The organism is Ignavibacteriales bacterium (genome assembly GCA_016709765.1).
Lineage (GTDB): Bacteria > Bacteroidota > Ignavibacteria > Ignavibacteriales > Ignavibacteriaceae > IGN3.
Genome location: JADJMD010000013.1, coordinates 530,746 through 554,858 on the forward strand (window position 1 = coordinate 530,746; position 24,113 = coordinate 554,858).

Genomic DNA, 24,113 nt, shown 5'->3' on the forward strand with positions numbered 1-24,113 from the left:
TATGTCATTGCGAATCCCGACTTCAGTCGGGTGAAGCAATCTGTAGTAAGGATTGGGAATTTTTAATAGATTGCTTCGCTCTCCCAAAGGGATGCCTATGGCAGCAGACTCGCTCGCAATGACGGACTTATGTGCGTAGTTTTTCTAAAAGTACTTTAAAATCTTCAGGTAATTCAGAATCAAATCGAACAAGTTTGTTTGTATGAGGATGTATAAACCCCAATGTTTTTGCGTGTAATGCCTGCCTTGGCATTAATTCTAAAAGATTGGTAATTCGGCTTTTTAATTTTGGCAATTCATAACCTGAATGAATTTTATTTCCACCGTAAGTTGGATCACCAAAAATTGGTTTACCCATTCCTGAAAGATGCACGCGTATTTGATGAGTGCGTCCAGTTTTTAAATTAAGTTTTAAATAAGACGTGAATTCAAATTCCTCTATTATCTTATAAAAGGTGGTTGCATCTTTTCCATCTTTATCACTTATCGTAAACTTTTTTCTATCGCTTTTACTACGTACAATTTTTGTTGTTATTACACCTTCTTTATCTTTAAACTTTCCCCAGCAGATAGCATGATATTCACGTTCAATGGAATGCTTTGAAAATTGCGCAGCTAACTTTGCATGTGTATAATCATCTTTTGCAACGACCAACAAACCGCTTGTATCTTTATCAATTCGATGTACAATTCCCGGTCTTCCAACTTCATTTACAGAGCTTAAAGATTTTGTGTGATGAAGAAGAGCGTTAACTAATGTTCCGGTATAATTTGCATAAGCAGGGTGAGCAACCATTCCAGCAGCTTTATTGACGATAAGGAAGTACTCGTCTTCGTAAATTATATCAAGCGGAATTTCTTCAGCTTCTACGTCTTCAGGTTTTGGAGAAATTAACTGAGTTGCTTCAACTTTATCAAATGGTTTAACATTATAATTTGATTTGACTACAACGCCGTTTACTTTAACAAGTCCGGCATCCACTGCTTTTTGTACTTTAGATCGTGTAGTGTTTTCGAGGTGATGAGTAAGAAATGTATCTATGCGTTCTTTTCTTTTCCCCTCTGGAACATCAATCAGAAATTTCTTTTCGGTTATCAGTCTGCTCATTTATTCTATTTTCATTAATTATATCTGAGCTGTTATCGATATCATCTTTTGAAATTTTAAAAGCATTATTATCCAAAATTGTTTCAGTTAATACGGCAGAATTTTCTAATTTACTTTCTACCTTTTCATCTTCGTCCTGATGTTTTTTGTAAAAGAATACTAAAATTAAAACACCAATTGTAACAGCAGCATCTGCAATATTAAATACCGGCCACCGATCGTAACTTCTACCGAATAAAGTAAAATCAAAAAAATCTACGTCAAAAAAATCAACAACTTTTCCGTAAAACATAGGAGCGTAATCAAAAAACACTCCGTAAAAAGTTCTATCAATTAAATTGCCGATTGCTCCACCAAGTATTAGAGCAATTGCAATTTTTAAGCTCCAGCTTTTATCACGTATAACATAAAGGTAAAATATCAGACCAATGCTGGCTACAAGTGAAAAAATTGAAATTATAAGTTTAAAGCTGCTTCCGGGATCATATCCAAAAGCCATTCCCGGGTTTTCAACAAATGTAAATCTAAAAAAATCACCAATTACTGGAATCATTTGCCCAAGATACATTCCTTCATAATTTATATTCAGGAACGGAATCGAGAACCCTTTCACCATCAATTTTGAAACCTGATCAATAATTACAACAGCAAATGATAAATACAACGCTTTCAACTAATACAAACTCCTTGATATGTATGCTTAAATTTTTCCACCAATATTTAATAGAACGGTAACTTTATTTCTTCTCTTGCTTTTGTTTCATAGGTAAACATAATTGACTGTGTGGCACAGCTTCTAGTCTTGCTTTAGGAATAAGCGGACATGTTGGGCAAAGATTCTGCGGTTCTTCAATACATTCAAGACAAATTCCGTAAGTTCCATTCTCAATTCGCTTTAATGAATCTTCAAGATAACCGAGAAACTTATTTTCGCGTTGAGCATAAAGAAAAGTTTTTTCTCTTTCCATCGCATCTGTTCCCTGCTCAGCCATATGTAGTGAGTAAGGGGAATTTTCATTAATATACTCACCTGTTGTAGGATCGAGCATTTGTTCTCTTAAATTCTGAAGCTGTTCAAGTATCTCATCTCTTTTTTCAAGAATGATTTCTTTAAAATGTTCAAGTTCTTTTTGTTATAACCTTTAATCTTCTTTAATGCAGCAGCACGATTAGCTGCGGTCATTTCAGGGGTTATAAATTCTTCCTCTTTTTCTTCGGAACAAAACGCTTTACTTTTGGTTTTTGAACTTGCTTTTTTTCAACAACAGCTTTTTGGGTGCAGTTGTCTTCTTTGGAGTAGCTTTTACTTTTACTACTTTAGTTTTTGATACTTTCTTTGCAGTCACTTTTTTCACTTCCTTTTTCTTTGGTGCTTCCTTCTTCACGGTCTTCTTTGATGAGACAACTTTAACTGGTTTTTTCTTTTTTTCTTCTTTTTTCACAACTTTCTTTCCCGTTTTTGTAGAACTTTTTTTTGTGGTTTTCTTAACAGTTTTTTTTGCTGCCATGATTAGATCCTCCTCTAATTAGGATTATACCTTTACGATATTAATTGAACAATCAAACTCACCAATCTTAAATTCCTGTGTAAATCCTTGGTCACTAATCTTATTCACAGAAAGTTTCTCTGCAAGAGTTTCAGTTGAAATATATTGATTAAAATTGTTAATAGCTTTAATAAACTTTTCAGAGCCGGTAAAATTAATAATAATTTTATCAGTTACATCAAACCCGGCATCTTTTCTCATATTCTGAATTCTGTTCACAAATTCACGTGCTAAACCTTCTTCAATAAGTGCTTCATCAAGTTCTACATCAATCGCTACTGTAATTCCCGCTTCAGCTTCAACAACCCAGCCTGTGATTTCAGAGCTTATAATTTCAACATCATCTTTTGATATGTTTAGCTTTTGATCTTCAATATCAAGTATAATTTCAGAACCTTTTTCAATTTTAGATATGTCTTCTTTTGAAAAATTTTTAATTGCCTCCGCAACTGCTTTTACTTTTTTACCAAACTTTGGTCCAATTGTTTTGAAGTTTGCTTTTGCAGATTTAGTAACAATTTCAGAATCATCGGTTAAGATAAGTAACTCTTTAATATTTACTTCTTCTAAAATTACATCTTTCATTTTAGAAAGTGCTTCTTGTTTGCTCTTATCAAGCGCAACCATAATTTTCTTTAAAGGTTGACGAACCTTTAGATTATTTTTAGCACGCATTGCTCGTGTTAAATAAACAACATTCTGAGCAACTTCCATCTTATCTTCTAATTCTTTATCGCGAAAAGTAGTCTTGGGAAACTCAGCAAGATGTACAGATTCAAATTTCTCTCGCTTTGTCTCATTGTTCAGATCAAGATAGATTGCTTCAGAAATAAATGGAGCAAATGGCGCTGTTAGTTTACAGAGTGTTGATAAACACTCATACAAAGTTTGATAAGCAGATAGTTTCTCTTTATTCATTTCTGATTTCCAGAATCGTCTTCTGCTTCTTCTAACATACCAGTTTGAAAGCTGATCAATCGTGTAACTTGACACTGCCCGTGCAGCTTTTGTAACATCATAATCATTCATCAACTGTTCGTACTCTTCAACAAGTGCATTAAGTTTTGATATTATCCATCGATCAATTTCAGGCCTTTCTTCATAAGAGATCAGTTCATCTTTAAAATTAAATCCATCAATATTTGCATAAAGTGCAAAAAAAGAATATGTATTAACTAGAGTTCCAAAAAATTTACGCTGTACTTCAACTAAACCTTCTTCATCAAACAATGTTGGTCGCCATGGCGGTGAGTTTGTGACAAGATACCATCGAGTCGTATCAGCGCCGTATTTATCAAAAAGTAAAAAAGGATCAACAGTATTACCAACTGATTTAGACATTTTTCTCCCAGCTTTGTCTAAAATCAACTCATTAACAATAACATTCTTAAATGCAACGTTATCAAACAACATTGTCGAAATTGCATGCAAAGTATAAAACCAGCCACGTGTTTGATCAATCCCTTCACAAATAAATTGTGATGGGAAATAATTTTTTTCAAACTCTTCTTTATTTTCAAAAGGATAATGATACTGTGCAAATGGCATTGCACCGGAATCAAACCAAACATCAATTACTTCAGGAGTTCGTTTGTAAATTTTTCCATTTTTCTCAAAAAGTATTTTATCAACAAATGGTTTGTGAAGATCAATTTCATTTAGATCTTTTAAAGAAATCCTTTTTCCATCTTCTTCAATAAAGCCTTCTTTAACCTGCTCAATACTTCCGATCGCAAAAACATCACCGTCTTCACTTACCCAAAGCGGTAATGGTGTTGCCCAAAAACGATCACGTGATAAGGCCCAATCTTTATTTTCATCAAGCCAGTTACCAAATCTTCCACTTCCAACTTCCGGTGGCTGCCAGTTGATTTGCTTATTCAGTTCAACCATTCTATCAGCGATTGAAGTTGTACGGATAAACCAGGATTCACGCGCATAATAAATTACAGGCACTTCCGGATGACGCCAGCAAAATGGGTAAGTGTGAAGTATAGTTTCTTTTCTATATAGTTTGCCTTCTTTTTTAAGCTTGATGATAATTCCAGCATCAGCATCTTTAACAAATTGTCCGGCAAAATCTGTTACTTCTTCTGTAAACAAACCGCCACGAGTAACAGGCTGCAGCATCGGAAGATTATATTTTTTAGAAACTTCGTAATCATCAGCGCCAAAAGCAGGCGCAATGTGTACGATTCCGGAACCATCTTCAGTACTTACAAAATTTCCTTCAATCACATAAAAAGCTTTTTTATCAACGTCGCAATAATCCATCAACTGTTCGTACTCAATTCCTGCTAGATCGCTCCCTTTCATCTCTTCAAGAATCTGATATTCTTTATCAACAACAGACAATCTTTCTTTTGCAAGAATCATTATTGTATGTTCTATTTTGATTTTTACATAATCGATATCAGAACCAACGGCGAGTGCAACGTTTGAAATCAATGTCCAAGGAGTTGTTGTCCAAACAAGAAAATGCTCATCTGCGCTTATAAGTTTAAATAACACATAAACAGATGGATCTTTTGTTTCGCGGTAACCAAGAGCTAGTTCGTGTGATGATAAAACTGTTTCAGATTTGGGATCCTGCGGAACGATTTTATAATCTTTATAGATAAGTCCCTTGTCAAATAAAGTTTTTAGTGCCCACCAAACTGATTCAATATAATTATTATCAAGAGTTATGTATGCAGATTTTAAATCAATCCAGTAACCCATGCGGGTTGTCATCTTTTCCCAGAGATCAAGATATGTAAAAACAGATTCACGGCATTTTTGATTATATTTTTCAACGCCGTAATCAAGTACTTCACTCTTGTGTTTTATACCGAGAGCTTTTTCTACTTCTATTTCAACAGGCAAACCATGTGTATCCCAACCTGCTTTTCTATTTACGCGATAACCTTGTAAGGTTTTGTAACGGCAAACTAAATCCTTTAAAGTTCTTGCCATAACGTGATGAATACCAGGCTTGCCGTTTGCGGTTGGTGGTCCTTCATAAAATGTCCACGATTTATTTTCATCGCGGGTTGTTATGCTTTTTTCAAATATTTTATTGGATTGCCAGAACTTTAAAACTTCTTGTTCTAACTGAGGATAACCTATTTTTTCTAAATTCTGCTTAAACATTGTAAATTATTTTAGTGTGTAAGTGGACTATAATTCTTCGTACTTTTTAATTAATTCACGTTCTGTGTGGATAAACTCTTTGAGTTCCTTTTCAATTCTTTCTTTTTTCAAAATAGTATTTTTTGCATGAAGTTCAGCGTCGTTTATTAGCTTTTCAGCTTTTACTTTTGCTTCTCTTAGAGTTAACTCTGCTTCTTTTTTTGCATCGAGCATTGTTTGCTCATAAACTTTTATTTTTTCTTTCAAGATAATACTTTCACGCTCGGAGCCAAGCACTTCTTGTAAAGCCATTCCAAAAAAACCCATAGCGCCAAGTGTAATATTTCTTAAACTGTAAAGGATAATATTTTCTGTAAGTAACTGCGCTGCAGCAAAATATTCGTTAAAGAAGATTATAACAAACAAACTAACAATTGTTACCCCAATTATAATAGCAAAAACGATTTTACCACCGTGATGCCAGCCTAAAACGCGGTTTATAAACCATCCGCAACTAAAACTGAATATTGAAAGTACAAACCACACAGCAAAATTAAGCTGTCCAAAATCAAACAAATTTGTGTTTAAAAAATTTGATATGAATAAAAATGCCGCCAACAAAATTGCCGCGCCGTAATTAACAATTAATCTTTTGGGTGAGAATTTCATTTTATTCTCTTAATTACTTCTTTCATTATTAAAGTCATTTTCGGTTCAGCTTTCATTGCGGCTGCAATAATTTCTTCAACGTTTACAGCTTTTAATGTTTCTGGAAAACATTCATCAGTGATAATACTCATTCCAAGTACTTTCATTCCCATATGATTTGCAACTATGTTTTCAGGAATAGTTGACATTCCAACAACATCAGCACCAATCTCCCGCAGAAACTTATATTCGGCTTTAGTTTCAAGATTTGGTCCTGGAACAGCGACATAAACACCTTTATGAACTTTTATATTATTTTCTTTAGCAACATCTTCAGCAATTTTTATCAACTCTAAGGAATACGCTTCGCTCATATCAGGGAATCTTGGTCCAAGTTCGTCTTCATTTTTTCCAATCAATGGATTATCACCAAGAAGGTTGATATGGTCTTGCATTAACATCAAATCGCCTTTGCGATATGCTGGATTCATTCCGCCGCAAGCATTAGAAACCACGAGTGTGCTTACTCCTAGAAATTTCATCACACGAACAGGATACGTAATTTGCTGCATTGTGTAGCCTTCGTAATAATGAAATCTACCCTGCATAGCAACAACATTTTGTCCGTTAATAGTGCCAAAAATCAATTTGCCTTGATGAGATTCGACAGTTGAAAGTGGAAAATGCGGCAAATCAGCATAATCAATTTGATGCTGAATATTAATCTCTTTTACAAGTCCGCCTAAACCGGTTCCAAGAATAATTCCAACAGGGAAACTATCAGAAGTATGTTTTTTAATTACTACTAAAGTTTCATTTATTTTTTGGATTAGCTCACTCATAAAATTTTATTCAAAATATCGTTTATATCAATATCCATTTTATTTGATTGCTCAATTTTTTTTCCGGTAGTTTTTTCATCGCCGGCGCGTTCAACTTTAAGTTCTAACAAGTTAGCCTGAGAACTTACAATTGCCTTTAGTTTTGATAATATCAAATCTTTTTCTTCTCTAAGATTCACAACCGCATTACGGATATCGTTTGTGCTTTCGCGCGCTTTTTCTATAATCTGAGAAGCTTTTAACTCCGCTTCCTTAATCATTAAACTCGTTTGCTTCTTAGTTGCTTCCATAGATTTTGTGGAATTTTCCTGCGCCTTAAGAAGTGTAGCCTGTAGATTTTGTTCTATCTTTTTATACTCATTAATTTGATCAGTTAAAGATTCAACTTCTTCTTTCAAGGATTCATTTTCAGAATTTAGTTTTTCAAGTTCTTCTGCCAAACTTTCCAAAAAATTTTGAACCTCATCAGGATCATATCCACGCATCTTTTTCGAGAATTCCTGCTGCCGAATTTCTATGGGTGAAATTTTCATACTTGTCTCCAATCTTTTGAGTAATCTCTATCACCAAAAATCGCGCTTCCAACTCTAATCATTGTTGCACCTTCTTCAATCGCGATTTCAAAATCACTTGTCATTCCCATCGATAGCTCTGTAAGATTGTAACCATTATTGTTAATTTTATCTTTCAAAATACGCAAATCCGCAAAACTTTTCCTAATAATTTTGGTGTCTTCGGTTAACGGCGCCATCGTCATTAAGCCATTTAGATTGATGTTTTTAAGCTCTGAACATCTTTTAACTAAACTTAAAATTTCATTTTCCGTTTCAAGTCCGGATTTAGTTTCTTCATCTGATGTTTTCACTTCCAACAAAATGTTTTGCACTTTATTAAGTTTTTCTGCTCGCTGATTTATTTCTTCAACAAGTTCAAGAGAATCAACCGAGTGAATTAACTCAGCAGCTTTTACAGCATATTTAACTTTATTCTTTTGAAGCGAACCGATAAAATGCCAGACTACATCATCACCAAGTTTTTCGTACTTAAGAGTTAGTTCCTGCGCACGGTTCTCACCAAAATTCGTTAACCCACAATTTTTTGCTTCGATGATTGCATCAACACCAAAATATTTTGAAACAGCAATAAGCTTTACGGCTTCAGATTTTCTACCTGATCTTTTACAAGTTTCTTCTATTTTTTGCCTTAAAACGGCTAAATTTTCTGCTATCATTTTAAAAATAGGTCGTGAATTTATCTTGATAAATCATAAAAAACAAAGAATTTATAAGGATTTTTAATAACCTTATTATTTAGCAGTGCAAATATAACCTTAACTTAACTGAAGTGCTGAAAAATATTAACCTGTTTCTGAAGAAATAAGATGGAATTAAATGACTAATTAAGAAGTTTTAGCTCCAAATCATCATTCATAAATACTTGTTGGAAATTCGTATTCTAAGCAGAATTAATTGAAATAAATCTAATATAATGTCTAAACTTTTTTTGATCGTTTTCGATAATGAATTACAACTGGGGTGTATCCTGATTCAGTTCTTAGCCTCAAGAACTGTAATTTTTCAGAAACAGATAAAAAGAGCTCTTCGGAGCTCTTTTTTTTGGTTTAAGCCAAAGCAATCATAATCGCTTGTTTAGAAATTTTCGTAATTTTGATTGCTATTATTCACAATTTATTCCGGAGAATTTATGGGTTACGAGTTATTGGATCAAATCAAATCAAAAGCAAAATCTAAAAATAAAACAATTGTACTTCCAGAATCACACGATGAAAGAGTTCTAAAAGCAGCAGAAATTTTAACCAAAGAAAAAATTTGCAAAGTTATCACTCTTGGCAATCCAGTAAAAGTTAATGAAGATGCAAAAAAACTTGGTGTGGATTTAACAGATGTTGAAATTTTAGATCATACAAATCATCCAAAGTTTGATGAGTTTGCAAACATCTATTATGAATTGCGAAAGAAAAAAGGAATGACCCCGGAATTGGCTAAAGAAACGATGAAGCGTGATTTATTCTTTGCAGCAATGATGCTGCGTGAAGGATTAGTTGATGGAAGCGTCGCGGGTTCATTTGCATCAACAGCTGATGTTATGAAAGCTGGAATACAAATAGTTGGAATGCCGCAGGGAATTTCAATCGTATCCAGTTTCTTTTTAATGTTATTTAAAGATAGAGCTTTCAGTTTTGCAGATTGTGCAGTTGTTCCAAATCCTGATGCTGAACAGCTTGCAGATATTGCAATATCAACAGCGGATAATCATAATAAATTAACAGGTGAAGAACCACTTGTTGCGATGTTATCTTTTTCAACAAAGGGCAGTGCAAAACACGAACTAGCTGATAAGGTAATCAAAGCAACAGAAATTGTAAAAACAAAAAGACCTGATCTTAATGTTGATGGTGAACTTCAATTTGATGCTGCAATTGTGGAATCAATCGGAAAGAAAAAAGCACCGGAAAGTAAAGTTGCAGGCATTGCAAATGTTCTTGCTTTTCCTGATTTGAATGCTGGAAATATTGGTTACAAAATTGCTCAACGCTGGGGCGGCGCTGAAGCAGTTGGTCCAATGGTTCAGGGATTGAAAAAACCATTTTTTGATTTAAGTCGTGGCTGCAGTGTTGATGATATTGTAAATACAGCGTCAATAAATGTTTTGATGGTATAGGAATTATTTTAGCAGCATCGGTCTCGCTACCGATGCTGTCTAAGGAAATAAAAAATAGATTAGATTTCGTTAGTCATTAAAAATCTTTGTTTAACTACTTGAAAGAATCATTTTCTTTATTTACGTTTGGTTAGTATTAATTAGGATACAATTTAAATCGAGGCAAGTATGGGTTATCTTGGCACGATTATTAGCTCTCTCTCTCTCTAAAAATTCCAATGAAGTTGGATTCAAGACTTTTGGATTTTTATCCAATGCGATTTCACACCAGTTACAACCTCAACCATTTAATAAAATAATTTAAGACTTAGCCGGGGAACCAAAATGAAAAAAAATACTTTCTTCTACGTTGCACTTTTAACATCTTCCTTTATCATCTCCTTATTATTTTACTCTTGCAACACAACAGAACCTGATGAACTAAAACCAGGTAGGCGTGATTATACCTGGACGGTGGATACGATTAATACCAATGCCTATTACAGAATGTGGGGAAGTTCCCCAACCGATTTATGGGTAACCGGTTCTGGAGACTGGGATAAATCTATTGCTAATTTTGATGGTTACCAATGGCATGCTTATGGAGTGAATGGAATAGTTAACCCAAAGGGAATATTTGGATTCGATAAGAATAACTTTTTCGTTAGTGCTGAAAATGGGAAAATATGGAAGTATAATGGAAATATTTGGACATTATTTGCTGAATTATCTAAAGATGGGCAATCGAATTTCGCATTTAACGATATTTGGGGAATTTCATCTAATGACTTTTATGTTTTCGGTGGTTTGCCAGATACCATAATTGGAGCATTTAATAACAGTGTAATTGCTCACTACTATAATAATAAATGGTCAATGTTAGACACAAGGGCAATTAACGGAATAGTTGCAAACGTTTATAAAAATGTAAAAGAAAATAAAACATATATACTTACCTATAAATTGGGCGGTGGGATAGATCCAGATAGTTCAATTATTTATGAATATGACCAATCGAATTTTAAAAAAATTTACAGCAGTATCTGGGCAGGTGGATTGCAAGCTGAGATTAGGCTTATAGGTGATGAAGTTATTTTTGTTCTTGGAAATCAAATTGCAAAAAGAGTAAATGGGCAGTTCCAATCATTATTACAAGTAGAAAATCCAAATTTTTATCAGCGTATTTGGGGGAAAAATTCCAAGGATATTTTTCTTTTAATGACAGATGGTTTAGCTCATTATAACGGAAGTGATATTCAATATTTGTTTTATTTTAACATAACGCCAAGAACTCAGATATTTGGAGCAGCACTTTTTGAAAAAGATGTTTTCTTTCTAATATATGAATCTCAAACAGGATTTGGTATAAGTTATCACGGAAAATTAAATTAATGGAGGAAAAGCAAAACAAAGCTTTATAATTAAAAACGAGAGATGATGTTAGCGCATCATCTCTCTTAAGTGAATAGTCCATCAGGCTTGCTACCTATGTTTTATTTGAATAAAACAGGGCTATTCTGTTTTTAAATTTAACAAAATAATATCAATTGTAAAGGAGGGAAAATCTTCGTCAAAAACAACTTTTGTCCATTTTTAATTGAAAATTTATAAAATTAATAAAAAGGGAAATTAAAATGAGAAAGAATTTTATTTTAAGTTTAATTTTTAGTGTAATGTTTTTTATAGCGACTCCGGTTCTCGCGGAGGGAGATCCACAAATTTCATTATCCCCGGCAAACGGATCAGTGATTGAAGGTGGTTTAAATGGATATGGAAAATCAATTAACATTAACTATTCGGTAAGTAATCTCGAATCTTGCTGGTGGCGGGGTACGTGGACCGGTTTTGAAATTTGGATTTTGGTAGATGGGAATGTTGTAAGTTATTATAGAGATCCTGAAAGGCCAGCATTTTTCACTTATTATGGTTTAACATACTCAAGTTCTTTAAATTATTATTTGAGCCAAGGAGCTCACACCATACAGGTGAATGCTAAAAGTTTTGAAGTTAAATTTGATATATATCTTGATATTAATCAATCCTCCACCATCAATACAGTGCAAATTGTTCATCCACCTATAATTACTGCAGATAATAACTTTACGGATGTAAGTGGAGTTACGCACGGTTTAGTTACAGTTAGCGGTCGTGGCACACCAACGGCACCTTATACATTTGAAATAAATTCAGGACAAAGCGTTACCTTTACTGCAGTTTCTCCACAAACCAGTAATACGGGTTATAATATGACCTGGAATAATGGAACTACAAATCCTAGCATATGGGAGAGAAACGGTGGCTATATCTATCCGAATCAAGCATTTCTACTTGCGGTAACACAAGATGATAATCTTTCTATATATAAGGCTAATTTAAAAAAAATCTGCAAACCAAACTTCCAAAACAGTTTTGTTGGTGTTGGCAATGGCGGAGTAATTAAAGTTAACAATACCCAGTACAGCTCGCCAACTAATCAATTTGACGTTGTTGAACTTAACCCAATTACAGGAACGGCTGTTTACCAGGCTATTAATGAAATTGGTTATACTTTTAATCATTGGAGCGACAATAGTACATCAGTAACCAAGACCTTTAATCCCGGGAGCACACAAACATATACTGCTTATTACACCGGCAAACCTTTAACAACAAACAGAGCCCTTCATACAGGTACTACAGTTAATCAACCAATTGTTTTGTATTGGAATGAACATCCAAATGTGAATGTAACGCAGTATAATATTTGGAGACAGGTGAAACATAACGGAGTAATGGGCGTTGCTCAATTAATTGCTACAACAAACAGAGGAACAACCAGCTATGTTGATTACGACTACAATTTAACAAGAAGCTATACAAATGATTTATTGTATTATGATGTAAGACCTTATTACTCCACTGAAGGTACATACTCAGATAATGATTGGTTTGCTGTATTTGGTGTATTGATGCCAAAAACTTCTGATTCAACATCTGTTGCAGAAATGGAACTTGAAAATTCATTAGCTAACTTTCCAAATCCATTTAACCCATCAACAAATATTAGTTTTAGCATTAAAGAAGCCGGTCACGTTAATATCAAAGTGTTTGATTTGATAGGTCAGCAAGTTGCAGAACTTGTTAATGAAGAAAAAGAGGCTGGTAGTTATCAAATTAGTTTTAATGCTTCACATTTACCTTCAGGAATTTATATTTATACCATAAATGCCGGAATCTACTCACAAACTCGCAAAATGTTACTTATGAAGTAAAATGTTAATGTAAGCCCAATTTCAAAAAGAAATTGGGCTTACTATTGGTAATTAATATCACATTTTTTCAATTGTCTACACACAGATATTTTCTTAAGTTCACCCATCAAAAAAACTAACCCAATAAATGAATTTATTATTTGTAACAGTTTTTGTTTTTCTATTAAATCTTCCGTTTGGATATTGGCGCGCTAATGTACCCAAATACAGATTCCAGTGGGCGCTTGCAATTCATATACCTGTACCGTTTGTTATTGCGGCAAGGATTTTTTCTAATATTGGATTTGAATTATATACCTATCCAATTTTAATTGGAGCATTTTTTTTGGGGCAGATTGCTGGAAAATATTTTTATTCAAAAAGAAAAGATTTAGGTTACGAACCAATAACATCCTGTCTTGTAATGGATATAGTTAGACAAAATTGATCTGAGCTAATTTAAAAGGAATATTATGAAAAAGTTATTAACAAATCTGATATACGTTTTTATTATTACGGTATTTCTCTTTCACCATCAAACACACGCAATTAAAAATTCGGATGGTAATAAAATGAACAAAAATATAAGCAGTATTTCTGTAAAAGATATTGATGGAAAATCGGTTAATCTTTTTGATTATAAGGGTAAAGTTTTATTGATTGTTAATGTTGCAAGCTATTGCGGCTATACAAAACAATATTCCGGTTTAGAAGAAATTTATAAAAAGTATAAAGATAAAGGATTTGAAATTCTTGCTTTCCCCTGTAATCAGTTTGGCGAACAAGAACCCGGAACAAATGAAGAGATTAAAAACTTCTGTTCTTCAAAATTTGATGTAACATTTAAATTGTTTGATAAGATTGATGTAAATGGTAAAGACAAATCACCACTATATTCTGTTTTAACTGATAATGAAGTAACAGGCAAATCAGATATTAAGTGGAATTTTGAAAAGTTTTTAATTGATAAGAATGGAAATGTTGTTTCAAGATATTCGAGTAAAGTAGAACCCAAAAGCAAAGAATTAACATCCGCTATTGAAAAAGAATTAGCAAGATAACTTTTTATTATCAGAAGACATCTTTATTAAAGATGTCTTCTGATTTTTATTTTAATCCCATTTGTTGTTTAACCCAGAGTTTTGCGTTTATGATTTGTTTGTGCTCTACGTTGATCGTACCAGCAATACGCTTCATAAGATGATCTTCATACTCACTGAGTTTTTGATCTTTATAAATTAGTCTCCAAAGACTTTCGATCAGTTGAATTTTTTCTTCTTGACTAAATGTATTATTAATTACACCAGTAAATTCGTACAAACTAACGCTTTCTTTAATCCTTTGTTCGGCTAGCTGCATCAAGTCATTAACAGATTCATCATCTAGACTAAAAGTAGTTCTCATTTCTGATATGATATAATTTCTTTCCTCATCACTATATTCACCGTCAGCTTTTGCCATTTCAATAAATAACGCACAGGCTGCAACTTCAACTTTGCTGTTTTGTAAATTTGAATTTGAACTTCTTGCGCTCTCTATTTTAGAAGATTCATTATCCAGAAATATTTTCTTAAATTCTCAAACATAAAATCACATTTTATTTAATTCATTTAGCAAATCGGGAATATCTAAGGGTTTTGTAACCATTACTAAATTCCCATCTTCATCTTTTGGCCATTGTTCAACTAGTTTATCACAATACAATTCAATACCGTTTCCATCAGGGTCCTTAATATAAATTGACTCAGAAACTCCATGATCAGAAGCACCTTCAAGCGGATAATTAGCTTCCCAAACTCGCTTAAATGCTCTTGCAAGATCTTCTCTCGATGGATATAAAATTGCATAATGATAAAGACCTGTATGCCCTTCAGGAGCGGGAGTCGCATTTTCACCAGCCCATGTGTTTAATCCAATGTGATGATGATAATTACCTGACGAAAGAAATACTGCATTCTTTCCAAACCTTGCAGTTACTTGAAAACCAAGTAAGTCTCTATAAAAAGCTAATGCCTTATCAAGATTAGCAACAGTTAAATGTATGTCCAATTCTTGTTCTGGGATTTAACTCGTATTCCATTTAATTCCAATAATTATTTATGATTAACTTTTACAGGTTTTACTTTCCAAATCTTATCTGAGTATTCCTTTACAGATCTGTCACTTGAAAATTTTGCTGAGCGTGCTACATTATAAATAGATTTTTTCGTCCAAGATTCTTTATTCTTATACAATTCGGCAACCTTATCCTGAGCATCAATGTAGGATTGATAATCAGCAAACAGGCAATAATAGTCAACATTCATCAAGCCGCGAATCATATCATCAAAAATTCCAATTTCTTTTTTATTAAAAAAGTTTGTTGCTATCATATCAATAACTTTTTTCAATTCTACATTTTTCTCGTAGTAATCTCTTGGATTATAACCATTAGATTTAAGTTTCACCACTTCATCAGCTAGCAAACCAAAAATAAAAATATTTTCATCGCCAACTTCTTCTCTAATCTCAACATTGGCTCCATCCATTGTTCCAATTGTAAGAGCACCGTTGAGCGCAAACTTCATATTACCTGTACCGGAAGCTTCTAATCCTGCTGTGGAAACTTGCTCCGATAAATCTGCGGCAGGAATAATTTTTTCTGCAAGTGTAACCGAGTAATTTTTTAGGAAAACAACTTTTAATTTATCACCAACATCGGGGTCATTATTTACAACATCCGCTACACAATTAATTAATTTGATTACCATTTTTGCTGCTTGATAAGCAGGGGCAGCTTTTCCTCCAAAAATAATTGTACGTGGAACCATTTTAATTTTGGGATTACTTTTTATTCTGTTATAAAGTGTAATGATGTGAAAAACATTCAGCAGTTGTCGTTTGTATTCGTGGAATCTTTTTATCTGAACATCAAAAATGGAATCTGGATTAATTTTAATATGATGTTCTTTTTCAATGTACTCAATTAATACTTGTTTGTTATTCCATTTTATTCTCTGCCAGTACTCAATAAAATCTTTATCATCAACAAACTTTTCTATCTTTTTAATTTGAGGAAGATCTTTAATCCATTCTGGTCCTATTCTTTCAATTAGTAATTGTGATAAAAGAGGATTTGCGCTAACCAGCCATCTTCTTGGAGTAATTCCATTAGTAATATTAATAAATTTCTTTGGGAAGATTTTATTAAAATCAGGAAAAATTCTTTTCTTTAATATTTCAGTATGAAGTGCTGCAACACCATTAACAGCAAAACTTCCAACTATAGCAAGATTTGCCATTCTTACGCGTTTATCTTTACCAACAGATATTATGGAAAGTTTTTCTAATACATCCTGATCTTTAGAATATTTTTCTCTAACATCTTCTAAAAATCTTCTGTTTATTTCATAAATTATTTGAAGATGTCTTGGCAGAAGTTCTCCAAATATTTGTTCCGACCATTCTTCTAAAGCTTCAGGTACTACAGTGTGGTTGGTATAAGCAAATGTTTTAGAAGTAATCTCCCATGCGTTTTCCCAGCTATGATTTTCGTCATCAATAAGTATTCGCATTAATTCTGGTATAGCTACAACCGGATGAGTATCATTTAATTGAATACTGGTTTTTTCAGCAAACTTGTCAAATGTTGAATGAGCTATTTTATATTTTCTAATGATATCCTGTAAAGTTGCTGAGACGAAAAAATATTGCTGTTTTAATCTTAAAAACTTCCCTTCAACATAGGTGTCGTTTGGATATAAAACTTTAGAAATGTTTTCTGAATCATTTTTATTTGCAACTGACTCAACATAATTACCTTTATTAAAGTCAGAAAACTCAAAATCGATAGCTGCCTTTGCTTGCCACAAGCGCAAATTATTTACCGTTTGATTTTTATAACCGGGAACAGGAACATCATAAGCTATTGCTAAAACATTTTCAGTATCAACCCATTTGAATCCAAGTTCACCATTCCCTTTATCATATGTATCTGTTCTACCATAAAATTGAACTTTGTATTTAAGGGATCTTCTTAACAAATCCCATGGATTCCCATCGCGCAGCCAGTTATCTGCCCGTTCTACCTGATAACCATTTTCAATATCCTGTTCGAAAATTCCGTACTCGTATCTAATTCCATATCCAAAAGCCGGAAGCTGCAGTGTAGCCATCGAATCAAGATAACATGCAGCTAACCTTCCCAAACCTCCGTTTCCCAAACCCATATCAGGTTCTGTTTCGGTAATCTCTTCAAGATCATATCCATCACGATCAAGAATTACACGGCACTCATTGTAATAATCTAAATTGATAAGTGCGTTTCCAAGAACTCTTCCCATAAGGTATTCTAATGAAAGATAGTAAACTCGCTTTGCATCTTTATCGTGATAAGTTTTTTGTGTGCGCAACCAACTTCTTACCATTCTGTCTCGCACAGCAAGTGAAAGAGCCGTGTATGCATCTGCTGCAGTCGCAGTATTTCTATCTTTAACTAAAGTAAACTCAAGATGCTCTGCAAATTGATTTGAAAGTGAAAAACTTGCCGGATCTTCTTTATCAGTAAAAAATATTGTCTCTGGTTCTTTTTTAGCCATTAATTCAAACTCCTTGGACTTAAATATCTATAAATGTTGCGGCAAATTTAGTTGCAACTGCCTTTATTACAAAATAGAAATGTTTTTGAATATTGATAGAAAGAAAAAACAATGATTTTATTTTGACTAGAAATGTTTAAATAAAAAGCAAACCCAATCTATTAATTAAACTGGGTTTGAACTTCTATTGCAACTATCAACACCTTTCCCCCCTTCTATAAAAGAAGGGGGGAAAGGTAGGAGGAACCAGCTTTATTTGAGCAGCAGCATTTTTTTCATTTGGACATTAGAACCAACCCTTAAGTTATAAACATAAACTCCACTGGGTAAGTTCGAAGCATTCCATTCTACTTCATAATTACCAGCAGCTTTAGATTCATTTATAAGAGTTGCAACTTCATTTCCAAGAATATCATAAATTTTAAGCTCAACATTAGTTTGCTCTGGAAGTTTAAAACTTATTAAAGTAGAAGGATTAAATGGATTTGGATAATTTTGAGTTAAAATTTCTTTTGGAGAATCACTACAAATAATTGGGTCTTGAATTGAAACTCTTTCATATATTGCTATTGTACCTTTTTGCCCTACAGCAAGTGCAGAGTTCCTATTGCAAAAATGTACCGAGTTTAATTTACCAGCATATGTAGTAAAAACCTCGCTCCAGTGGCCACTAATTTCTTTAGATTCAAGAATCACTGATCGGTCTATTATATTATTATCAAGAGATGATCTTTTAGTACCAGCAATCACAAAAACATTATTATCTTTTTGACAAATACTATTAATATCATAGAATCTGCTAATTGAGCAATCTATCCATCTATATCTATCCTCCTCTTTACATATAAATAATGCTCCATTATCTCCAACAATAATCTTTAATCCTGTTGTTTTACAAACCTTAACTGAATTTAAATTAGAAGTGGTGAGTTTTCGGAAATACCAATTTTCACCCCGATCATTTGAGAACCCAACAAGACCTGCGTCACCTACGACAATCGCTTTATCTTTATCAAAACTGATTACTGAATTGAATTTACCGGTAAGCATCGGTGATTTGTCTGTCCAGGTTAATCCGCCATCGTGAGTAACTAATATTGTAGCGTATGATAATGGAGATTCTGGTGTTATTAAGTATTTATATCCCACCACAATTCCATTAAGCTCATTTGAAAATGATACATCTTTATTATAATAGTTTGAAGAAACAGATAATACCTCCGGGTCTCTCCAACGTGAAACTGTTTTTAATATCAACCCATTATCCCCTACAACAAATCCTGTATAGTCATCAATAAATTTCAATGAATTTAAGTTGGATTGAACACCTAGGTCGATTTTCATCCACGTGGATCCTCTGTTGTTGGTGGTAAGCATTATTCCGTTATCTCCCACCACGAATGCCTTTGTATCAGTTAGTTGAACTCCAGAATTAAGATCTACTTTTACCGGAGCTTGAGCAAGTCTCCATTGTGCGCTGATACTTGATGTTAAAATAAGTATCGCCAATATTAAAACGAGTTTACCAAATAAAGTCTTCATAGAACCTCCTAAATGATTTAATGATTATTTATTTTTCATTGGGTTTTATAACCAATGAATTTTTATTTTTTTTATTATTTATTGATTAAAAGAACTGGTGCAAATAAACAACAAAAGGCCGGCGGCTACCTATAAGGTATGTTTCAAATGATATAAACTATGTTGCAAAATCTGGAAGAGACTAAATTTTAATAAAAAAAGGTTGGGCGAAAAGATTTTTTGAGGCGGAAATTTTTACTTCACAATTTCGCTTGGTGCATAACCGTATTCTTCTTTAAAACAATGGGCAAAATATGAAGGACTTCCAAATCCAACAGAATATGCAATTTCTGAAATATTTGCCTCACGATTTTGCAACATAACTTTAGCTTTTGCTAATCTTACAGACCTTAAATAAACGCTGCACGATTTACCTGTTAAAGCTTTAATTTTTCTAAACATTTGAGAACGGCTCATTCCAACTTCGTTACCAAAATTCTCAATTGTAAATTCTTCTTCAGAAATATGTTCTTCTATTACTTTTAACATTCGATCCATAAACTGAACATCTATTCCTTTCAGTTTATATTTTGATTTTGGAACAGCCATTATTTTATCAGTACTGTATGTTTCCTGCAGTTTTTTTCTAAGATTAATCAGATTTTTTATTCTGATATGAAGTTCTTTCGCATCGAATGGTTTTGTAAGGTAATCATCTGCTCCTGTTTCTAATCCTTCAATTTTATTTTTTTGTCCTGATTTTGCTGTTAGTAAAATAATTGGAATATGACTTGTCTTCTGATCTGATTTTAACCTGCGCGTCATATCATTACCATCCATAATGGGCATCATCACATCACTAATAATTAAATCGGGAATAATTTCCACAGCTTTTTTAAGACCCTCTTCTCCGTTTTCAGCTTCTTCAAAATGATAATCATTGCCAAGTGAATCTTTAATAAATTCTCTTACATCATCATTATCCTCAACTACAAGAATTATATTTTTATTAAAATGATTGTTTTCTTCGAAGTGGCTATCAACCGATGATCGAATAAACTCACTTTTATCAATAACTAATTTTTCAGTTTCATATTTATTTTCTGGTTCAACAATCTCATTTGGATCGAGATGCTCTTTACCAAGGGGAAGTATTATTTTAAACTCAGTCCAATCACCTAGTTTACTATCAACAGATATAAAACCGTGGTGAAGTTCCACCAGTTCTTTAACTAACGCTAATCCGATGCCAGTACCTTCATGTTCTCGAGTATGGCCACTATTAACCTGATAAAAACGATCAAATACTTTAGGAAGTTCACGTTCTGATATTCCAATTCCGGTATCTCTAACTTTTATTTCAACATTTTTTTCATCAATCTTTACAACTGATACGGATATCTCATTTCCGTTAGGGGTGAATTTGAATGCATTGGATAATAAATTTTTAAGGATCGTATCCAATTTTTCTCTCTCAAAATACATCATCAATTCATCTGTAGAGTAATTAAGGTTAAGTTTAATTGAATTCATAGTGGCAAGTGATTCAAATGACATAACCATACCTTTTAGAAACGGAATTATGTTTTGTTTTGAAGTGATTAGTTTAAGTCTACCAGAATCAATCTTAGAAAGATCTAATAATTGATTAATAAGGTTGAGCATATTGTTTGCATTCTTCTTTATAAGTTTTGCATTTTTTGTTATCACTTCACTCAAATTAGAAGAGAGAATTTGTTCTACCGGTCCAAGTATTAATGTTAGCGGTGTTCTAAACTCGTGAGATATATTTGCAAAAAATCTGGATTTTATTCTGTCTATTTCTTCCAGTTTTTCTGCGTGCTCATGTTCCAATTCCAGTTGGTGTCTAAGACGCTGTCGTTTTAAATCATATGTTCTAATTAAATATAAAAAAAGTATTAAAATGATTCCGTAAGCAGTTAATGCCCAGCCAGTTTTCCACCATGGTGGATGAATATTAATAAGAAGGCTTCTTCCTGGTTCATTCCAAATACCATCTGAATTTGTACTCTTAATTTTGAATATGTAAACAGCTGGACTAAGATCAGTATACGTTGCAAATCGTCTATCTGAATTTACATAAGTCCAATCTTTATCAAATCCTTCCATCTTGTAAGCATAACGAATGTTTTGCGGAACACTAAAATCCAAAGCAGCAAATTCTATTGAAAAAACATAATCTTCGCGTGTTAATTGAAGTTCATTAGTTTGATTTAAAGCGTTTGTCAAAATTGTGCGCTTTAATCTGGTATCATAACCAATTTGAACATTTTTATTAAACAGCGATAAGTTTGTTAGAATTATTGGCGGTTTAAAATCGGAATCTTTAATCTCTCTGGGATTGAATGAATTGAATCCATTTATTCCACCAAAATACATGTTGCCGATTTTACCTTCATAACAGGCCCATTGATTGAACTCATCAGATTGAAGTCCATCAGCCTTAGTGTAATTTCTAAAACTACCTTGAATAGAGTTAAACCTTGATAATCCTTTGTTTGTACTTATCCAAAGGTTTCCAGAATTATCTTCCAACATTCCGTAAATTGTATTATTGGGTAAGCCATCAGATTCTGTAATTCTTTTAAACTTTCCTGATAGAGGATCTAACTTGTTCAATCCATTTGATGTACCAATCCATATAGAACCATCTTTGCTTATTAAAATTGAAGATACAATATTATCACAGATGCTTTCTATATCACCGGGAATGTTATAGTACCATTTTGATTTACCTGATTTCCTATCATAAATAAATAAGCCATTGCTGTAAGTACCAATCCATATTATTCCGTTTTTATCTTCGTACAAAGTATAAATGCCTGCTGATGTGATGTCATCGGGTTCATCAGGATTGTATTTGATTTTTGTGAATGTGTTTTTCTTTTTATCATACTTTATTAAACCTGCACCAAAAGTTCCTATTAGCAGATCACCATTTTTATCTTCAATTAAAACTGATACCTGGTCTATCGGCAGACTGTTACTATCTAACGGGTTGTTATGGTAGCGTATAAATCCATTACTCTTTTTATCGAATCTACAAAAACCATAACCGTCCGTAACAATCCAGAGATTACCATCTCTGTCTTCTTTAATATCTGAAACACCATCTGAAGTTATGCTGTATTTATTATTTGGATTATGTACGTAATTTGTAAAGTCGCCGCTTTTCATATCAAGCCGGTTCAATCCATTAAGTTCTGTTCCTATCCATAAAATTCCGTTTCTATCTTCGCATATTGAAGTAACGCTATTACCGCTTAAGCTGTTCGGATTTTGGGGTTCGTGTTTATAATGCTTAAACTTTTTATCATTAATAATTTTATTAATGCCGTTTGTCCAGGTCGCAAGCCAAATCAATCCTCTATTGTCTTTGTAAATATCCTGAACCATATTATCCCCTATACTTTCAGGATCCGCGGAATTATGATGGTAAGAGACAAATTTGTTTGTGTTAGGGTCTAAAATTATTAGACCATTTTCGTATGTACCTAATAGTAAATTGCCCGAATCATCCTCACCAACTGATAGAACAAAATCCGTAGGAATGTAGTGATGCCCGCCACTCTTTTTGTAAACTATGAATTTATTCTCTTTCTCATCAAACTTGTTTAATCCGCCACCATATGTTCCCAGCCATAAAACACCTGAAGCATCTTTGAATAGACAATTAATAAAATTTTCACTAATACTATAAGGGTTGTTTTCATCAGGTTGATAATGGTAAAATTTATTTTGAGATATATCAAATTTGGTAAGTCCGCCACTTTTAGTACCTATCCAAAGAACATTAATTTTATCATCATAAATTAATGATGAAATGATACTGGAACTTAATGAGTTTTGATCTGAAGTATCCTGAAAGTAGCGTATGAACTTATTGTTTTTTTTATCAAACTTATTTAATCCGTTTGCGGTGCCAACCCAGAGATAACTATTTTTATCCTCACAGATTGCATAAACTTTATTATTGCTCAATGATTTTTGGTTGTTTTCTTTACTAACAAATCGAGTGAATGTTTCTTTATCACGATCAAATTTGTTTAATCCTCCATCAAAAGTTCCTATCCAAAGTGTCCCGGTCCTATCTTCAAATATGGAATAAACAGGATTGGCACCAATGCTAGTAGTATTATCCGGGTTATGTTTAAATACTTTAAAATTATAACCATCGTATCTATTTAATCCTTCATAGGTGCCAATCCATAAAAAGCCCTTTCGGTCCTGGGTAATGCGTGTAACTGTATTCGCAGAAAGTCCTTCCTCAGAAGTGATGTGCTGGAAATTGAGATCTGTATTCTGAGCAAAAATGCCAACATTCGATATCCAAAATAAAAGAAATAATATTTTCACTTGATTTTAAAGTCGTGAAGTAAATCTTTCGTTATAACCAGTTTCTTTACTTTGTTGCTTATCATTGACTGAATTCTATCCACAGTCATTCCAGCTCTAATAACTATTATCTTTTTGGGCGCTTCAAGAGGAGGCGGTGGAACAGGTAAACTATAATCCCCATTAACAGATACCTCTTCACAACTAAGGCAACTAGCCTCAAATATTGCTCCTTCATGTGGAGCTAAATTAACGTTTATGATTTCAGATGCTCCTTGCTTTACAATAATTTCCGAATGATCAAAATCTCCATCAGAAACAAAAAGTAGAATTCTCCAGTCAGCTCCAACAGCATTAAAAATCAGTTCATCGCCAGATGTTACTGTTAAATCCACATCATCAAATGAATTTCCATTATACAGAATTTCATTGTCGTTATATTTATTGTGTTGTAATGTAATTTGAAAACGCATTTCCCTGCCCTCCTAAATAAATAAAAAAATAGTTAATTA

At 33.2% G+C, this 24,113-nt stretch carries 20 protein-coding genes; 5 read left to right on the top strand and 15 right to left on the bottom strand.

Annotated features, from left to right (window positions below):
- Positions 1-127 precede the first annotated feature (127 nt).
- From IPJ23_11990 to IPJ23_12030, 9 genes are all read right to left on the bottom strand, one after another.
- Positions 128-1,108: an RluA family pseudouridine synthase gene (locus tag IPJ23_11990; protein MBK7631400.1), complete on the bottom strand. Its 981-nt coding sequence runs from the start codon at positions 1,106-1,108 to the stop codon at positions 128-130.
- Entirely contained in the window at positions 1,071-1,781 is a 711-nt protein-coding gene (locus IPJ23_11995) for a signal peptidase II (GenBank protein ID MBK7631401.1), read from the bottom strand. Before IPJ23_11995 ends, IPJ23_11990 begins: the two co-directional genes overlap by 38 nt.
- Before the next feature lie 64 nt (positions 1,782-1,845).
- Positions 1,846-2,157 carry a TraR/DksA family transcriptional regulator gene (locus IPJ23_12000; protein ID MBK7631402.1) on the bottom strand — a complete coding sequence of 104 codons (312 nt, stop codon included), beginning with the start codon at positions 2,155-2,157 and terminating at the stop codon, positions 1,846-1,848.
- A 180-nt stretch (positions 2,158-2,337) separates the two neighbouring features.
- Positions 2,338-2,616, bottom strand: coding sequence for a hypothetical protein (locus tag IPJ23_12005; protein ID MBK7631403.1), 279 nt, complete (start codon positions 2,614-2,616; stop codon positions 2,338-2,340).
- A gap of 24 nt (positions 2,617-2,640) precedes the next feature.
- A complete protein-coding gene (locus IPJ23_12010; GenBank protein MBK7631404.1) occupies positions 2,641-5,787 on the bottom strand; it encodes an isoleucine--tRNA ligase in 3,147 nt (1,048 codons plus the stop codon).
- Between the two features lie 27 nt (positions 5,788-5,814).
- The gene (locus IPJ23_12015) at positions 5,815-6,435 is read right to left on the bottom strand and encodes a hypothetical protein (protein MBK7631405.1); all 621 of its coding nucleotides are present in this window, start codon (positions 6,433-6,435) and stop codon (positions 5,815-5,817) included.
- Positions 6,432-7,256, bottom strand: coding sequence for a purine-nucleoside phosphorylase (locus tag IPJ23_12020; GenBank protein MBK7631406.1), 825 nt, complete (start codon positions 7,254-7,256; stop codon positions 6,432-6,434). The genes IPJ23_12015 and IPJ23_12020 overlap by 4 nt, the downstream gene beginning before the upstream one ends.
- The gene (locus tag IPJ23_12025) at positions 7,253-7,789 is read right to left on the bottom strand and encodes a DivIVA domain-containing protein (GenBank protein ID MBK7631407.1); all 537 of its coding nucleotides are present in this window, start codon (positions 7,787-7,789) and stop codon (positions 7,253-7,255) included. Before IPJ23_12025 ends, IPJ23_12020 begins: the two co-directional genes overlap by 4 nt.
- The gene (locus IPJ23_12030) at positions 7,786-8,487 is read right to left on the bottom strand and encodes a YggS family pyridoxal phosphate-dependent enzyme (protein MBK7631408.1); all 702 of its coding nucleotides are present in this window, start codon (positions 8,485-8,487) and stop codon (positions 7,786-7,788) included. The genes IPJ23_12025 and IPJ23_12030 overlap by 4 nt, the downstream gene beginning before the upstream one ends.
- Positions 8,488-8,960: 473 nt before the next feature.
- Between IPJ23_12030 and pta the strand changes: the two genes are divergently transcribed.
- The 5 genes from pta (at position 8,961) to IPJ23_12055 (ending at position 14,208) form a co-directional block, all read left to right on the top strand.
- Complete coding sequence (gene pta, locus IPJ23_12035) at positions 8,961-9,938, top strand: phosphate acetyltransferase (protein MBK7631409.1); 978 nt, start codon at positions 8,961-8,963, stop codon at positions 9,936-9,938.
- A gap of 324 nt (positions 9,939-10,262) precedes the next feature.
- On the top strand, positions 10,263-11,309 hold the full coding sequence (locus IPJ23_12040) for a hypothetical protein (protein MBK7631410.1): 1,047 nt from the start codon (positions 10,263-10,265) through the stop codon (positions 11,307-11,309).
- Between the two features lie 242 nt (positions 11,310-11,551).
- Complete coding sequence (locus tag IPJ23_12045; GenBank protein ID MBK7631411.1) at positions 11,552-13,168, top strand: T9SS type A sorting domain-containing protein; 1,617 nt, start codon at positions 11,552-11,554, stop codon at positions 13,166-13,168.
- Between the two features lie 127 nt (positions 13,169-13,295).
- Positions 13,296-13,595 carry a hypothetical protein gene (locus IPJ23_12050; protein MBK7631412.1) on the top strand — a complete coding sequence of 100 codons (300 nt, stop codon included), beginning with the start codon at positions 13,296-13,298 and terminating at the stop codon, positions 13,593-13,595.
- A gap of 124 nt (positions 13,596-13,719) precedes the next feature.
- Entirely contained in the window at positions 13,720-14,208 is a 489-nt protein-coding gene (locus IPJ23_12055) for a glutathione peroxidase (protein MBK7631413.1), read from the top strand.
- A gap of 46 nt (positions 14,209-14,254) precedes the next feature.
- Here the strand turns inward: IPJ23_12055 and IPJ23_12060 are convergent, their stop codons facing one another.
- The 6 genes from IPJ23_12060 to IPJ23_12085 all read right to left on the bottom strand — a co-directional run bounded on the left by IPJ23_12060 (position 14,255) and on the right by IPJ23_12085 (position 24,074).
- Positions 14,255-14,713, bottom strand: coding sequence for a TerB family tellurite resistance protein (locus tag IPJ23_12060; protein ID MBK7631414.1), 459 nt, complete (start codon positions 14,711-14,713; stop codon positions 14,255-14,257).
- Positions 14,714-14,737: 24 nt separating this feature from the next.
- Positions 14,738-15,211 (bottom strand): VOC family protein, encoded by a 474-nt coding sequence (locus tag IPJ23_12065; protein MBK7631415.1) that lies wholly within the window; start codon positions 15,209-15,211, stop codon positions 14,738-14,740.
- Positions 15,212-15,240: 29 nt separating this feature from the next.
- The gene (locus tag IPJ23_12070; GenBank protein ID MBK7631416.1) at positions 15,241-17,724 is read right to left on the bottom strand and encodes a glycogen/starch/alpha-glucan phosphorylase; all 2,484 of its coding nucleotides are present in this window, start codon (positions 17,722-17,724) and stop codon (positions 15,241-15,243) included.
- A gap of 252 nt (positions 17,725-17,976) precedes the next feature.
- Positions 17,977-19,266 (bottom strand): T9SS type A sorting domain-containing protein, encoded by a 1,290-nt coding sequence (locus IPJ23_12075; protein ID MBK7631417.1) that lies wholly within the window; start codon positions 19,264-19,266, stop codon positions 17,977-17,979.
- Between the two features lie 234 nt (positions 19,267-19,500).
- Positions 19,501-23,622, bottom strand: a complete 4,122-nt coding sequence (locus IPJ23_12080; protein MBK7631418.1) for a response regulator — start codon at positions 23,620-23,622, stop codon at positions 19,501-19,503.
- Complete coding sequence (locus IPJ23_12085) at positions 23,619-24,074, bottom strand: hypothetical protein (GenBank protein ID MBK7631419.1); 456 nt, start codon at positions 24,072-24,074, stop codon at positions 23,619-23,621. The genes IPJ23_12080 and IPJ23_12085 overlap by 4 nt, the downstream gene beginning before the upstream one ends.
- Between the last annotated feature and the right edge of the window lie 39 nt (positions 24,075-24,113).